Source organism: Mesorhizobium sp. M0808 (genome assembly GCF_040320025.1).
GTDB lineage: Bacteria > Pseudomonadota > Alphaproteobacteria > Rhizobiales > Rhizobiaceae > Mesorhizobium.
The window spans coordinates 1-3395 of record NZ_JAMYOX010000097.1 but is presented as its reverse complement, the minus strand read 5'-3'; the positions used below and the strand labels follow the sequence as shown (position 1 = coordinate 3395).

General features: G+C 63.4%; 3 protein-coding genes. All 3 read right to left on the bottom strand.

The genetic code is table 11. From position 1 onward, the window contains the following. Positions 1-77: 77 nt before the first annotated feature. Genes NKI25_RS36050 through NKI25_RS36040 form a run of 3 tightly spaced genes read right to left on the bottom strand, consistent with a single transcriptional unit; the run spans position 78 to position 3198 of the window. The gene (locus NKI25_RS36050) at positions 78-1091 is read right to left on the bottom strand and encodes a tyrosine-type recombinase/integrase (RefSeq protein WP_353000926.1); all 1014 of its coding nucleotides are present in this window, start codon (positions 1089-1091) and stop codon (positions 78-80) included. Next, a complete protein-coding gene (locus tag NKI25_RS36045; RefSeq protein WP_352639863.1) occupies positions 1088-2002 on the bottom strand; it encodes a tyrosine-type recombinase/integrase in 915 nt (304 codons plus the stop codon). Before NKI25_RS36045 ends, NKI25_RS36050 begins: the two co-directional genes overlap by 4 nt. After that, the gene (locus NKI25_RS36040; RefSeq protein WP_353000924.1) at positions 1996-3198 is read right to left on the bottom strand and encodes a site-specific integrase; all 1203 of its coding nucleotides are present in this window, start codon (positions 3196-3198) and stop codon (positions 1996-1998) included. The genes NKI25_RS36045 and NKI25_RS36040 overlap by 7 nt, the downstream gene beginning before the upstream one ends. Positions 3199-3395: the final 197 nt, after the last annotated feature.

Sequence of the window (3395 nt, the reverse complement as noted above, 5' to 3'; positions counted from 1 at the left end):
TAGAAATTATGTGGAGCGCCGGATTATGCGGAGTCCGCAGCGGCAATTCCTTGCCGCCTGCGGTATTTGAGCAGCGATCACTCGACATAATCTGCCGATCGGCTGACGGACTTGAGCATGGCCAGCAGCTTATCGGGAGAGCGGAAGCGACCCGACTTGAGCGACGGCGGCGCCATCGCGGCGAGCGCCTCGAGCTTCTCGGTCGGATCGGCCCGCAGGTAGATTTCCGTACTTTGGAGGCTGGCATGACCGAGCCAGAGCGAGACTTTGCGGACATCCCGGGTCGCCTGCAGCGTGTGCATGGCACAGGTGTGGCGCAAGACGTGGGGAGTGACGCGCTTGTCGGCAATGGACGGTTGCTTCCGCGCCGCGGTGGCAACGTGCTTGGCCAGGATATATTCGAATCCGGACCGGGTCATCGCGCGTCCCGTCGCATTGAGAAAGAGCTCGGCGTCGCCACTCGCCGGGCGGACCGCCAGCCAAGCCTTCAATGCCGCTGCGGTCTCCTTCCACAGGGGCAGCACGCGCTCGCGGCGTCCTTTGCCCATGACGTGGATGCTGGCGACCGTCTGGCGGTCGATCTGGTCGATGCGGAGGCTGACGAGTTCGGACACGCGCAGCCCGGCAGCGAAGGCCAGATGCAGCATCGCCCGATCGCGGATGCCGGAGACCTGACGCGGGTCCGGCGCGTCGAGCAGAGCCTGCATCTCGTCGCGGCTGAGATGACTGACGAGGGCCTCGTCGACCTTCTTCATCGGGATCGCCCGGATCCGGCGTGCCTGATCCAGACAGGACGGGAGCCTATACTCGAGGAAGCGGAAGAAGGCTTTGATGGCGGCAAGACGGACGTTGCGGGTGCGCGCCGAGTTGCCGCGTCCTTCCTCCATGTGTTCCAGGAAGGAGAGAATGAGCGACGGATCGAGCTGCTCAATCTCGATGCCGGATGGGGTGGTCCGCAGTCGGGCAGCCGCGAAGCAGAGCAGCAACTGAAAGCTGTAGGCGTAGGCCGCGCAGGTGTGCGGGCTCGCTCGCCTCTCGTGCGGCAGATGCTCGCGCAGGAAGGCGGTGAGATGCGGAGCCAGCGCGGTCATGAGACGGCTCCTTGGTGCAAGGCCTCGCCGGCCGCCGCGATCTGCCTCATCAGGATCGGTGTTGCCTGCAGGTACCAATAGGTGTCGGTGACGTGGGCATGGCCGAGGTAGGTGCTGAGGGCAACGATATGACGGCCGACGGCATCGCGATCGTGCCGGCACTGCTCCAGTGAGCGTACGGCAAAGGTGTGCCGTAGATCATGAATACAGGGGCCCGGTTGGCCGGGGCCTCCTCGCAGGCCGATCGAGCGCGCGAGCTGGAGAAAGTTGGCGATCACGGTACTGTAGGCCGGCGATGCGCCCGCGGCGGAAACGAATAGCGCATTGTTCAAGGTACCGAGCCGGCGGCGTGCAACCAAATACCGGTCCAAAGCGTCGCATGTCGTGCCGTGGAGCGGCAGCAAGCGGCTCTTGTGGAACTTGGTCTGTCGGATGATCAGGCCATCGGCGGTCAGGTCATCGAGCTGAAGCGAGAGGGCTTCGGAAATGCGCATGCCGGTGGCGGCAATCAAGCCGAACAGGGTCTCGTACATTAACGGCCGGATCGAACCTGCCGGCTTCAGGCGGGCAGCCGCCTGCATCAGCGCGGCGATCTCGTCCGCGCTGTAGATATGCGGAATCCGTCGCTCCAACGGGCTGCGGCCCAGAGCGTCAGCGGGCGGGATCTCATGACGCCGATCCTCGGCCGACAGCGCCAGCGCAAAGCGGCGGACCGTCAGGAGTCGGTTGCGGCGCTGCTGTGGCGAAGACGCAAGCCTCGCCCATTCGAGCACGCGGGCAGCTTGGAGATGTCGGTCGTCGTGTCGCTCGGCGAAGGCAACAAAGCTCTTCAACAGCGTGTTCTGGACGCGGAACCTGAAGCCCAGCCTATGCTGCAGTTCCACATAGCGTGCGAGATCCTGGCTCAGCATGACGCACTCCCCGGCCAGGGCTGGGCAACCCGAAGCAACATGTCGACGTCAACCTTTGCGTAGTGGGCGGTGGTGTCGACCGACCGATGGCGCAGCACGGTTCCAATCAGGTCCAGCGTGGCGCCGGCCCGCAGCATGCTGGTTGCTGCCGAATGCCGCAGAAGATGGGCGCCTCGGGACGGAGCGTGGTCGATGCCGGCCCTCGCGAGCGCAAGGCTGACGATGCTCGAGACACTCGCGCTCACCAATGGCCGAAACGGTGCAACGGTCCGCAGGAAAATCTGCTCACAGGCGGCAGGCGGACGGGCGTCTCGCAGATAGTCGATAATCGCGTCGCCAGCGTCCTGGGGCAGCGGAAGCTGGACCTCGCGGCGTCCTTTGCCGCGGACACGCAAGGTTCCCTCGCGCCAGTCAATGTCGTCGAGGCGCATTCCCGAAATGTCGCCGGCGCGCAGGCCGAGACGTGCAAGTGGCAGAAGCACCGCGCGGTCGCGGATGCCCATTGGCGTCGTAACGTCGCACGACGCAATGACCCGCTCAACTTCCGCCGGGGAGATGTAGCGCGGCAAGGCCGACAACCGCCATTGCGGCACCGTCGGGATCGCATGATCAAGCCCCGGCCGGCATAGGCCTTGGGTTGCCAAATATCTGAGGTAGCCCCGCAGCGCCATCGTCATTGTCTTGAGGTAAGCTGGCGAAGTTCGCTTGCCTTCATCCAGGATCGCTTGCCGAATAAGACGGGCATCGTAGTGCCTTGGATCGGGACCCAAAGCCGGAAGCAGCCGCATGACCATTCGGCCATGGCGACCGATTGTGCGCTCAGAAATGCCCCGGTGCCGTCTCAGCCAAATCTGGAATGCAAGGACTTGGTCGTCGTGGGCACGCGGCTCATCCTGCGTCAATGGCGTAACGACCTCGCATTCCGCCAGAAAGCTCACGAACCGCCGCGTCCGGTTCACGTATTTGGCGGACAGGCGATCGGCTCGTCGAACGCCGGGACAGCGGCATCGATGTCGCGCAAAGCGGCGAACCGTATCCTCGTTGATCTCCGCGACAGCGATCTTGGCGCTTTGCAGCCAATGTCCGAAGTGACGAGCCGAGGCTTCGTAGCCTGACACCGTCAGGCGGGTGTGTCCCAGGCTCAACAATCGGCTCGTGAACGCTTCTACGAACGGTCGCAAGGCGCCCGGGTCCATCAATCGCGTGCATTCAAGCAGAACTTCCTTCGACTTTGACAATGTGGTCTCCTCTCGAGGTCAAATGACGTCGAGAGACGACAACAATTATGCCGAGCAAGAAAGCAGATAGAGCGCTCTAACACATTGGAATCAACGGACGAATTGGCCTTGGTTGCTGCGGACTCCGCATAATCCGGCGCTCCACATAATTTCTA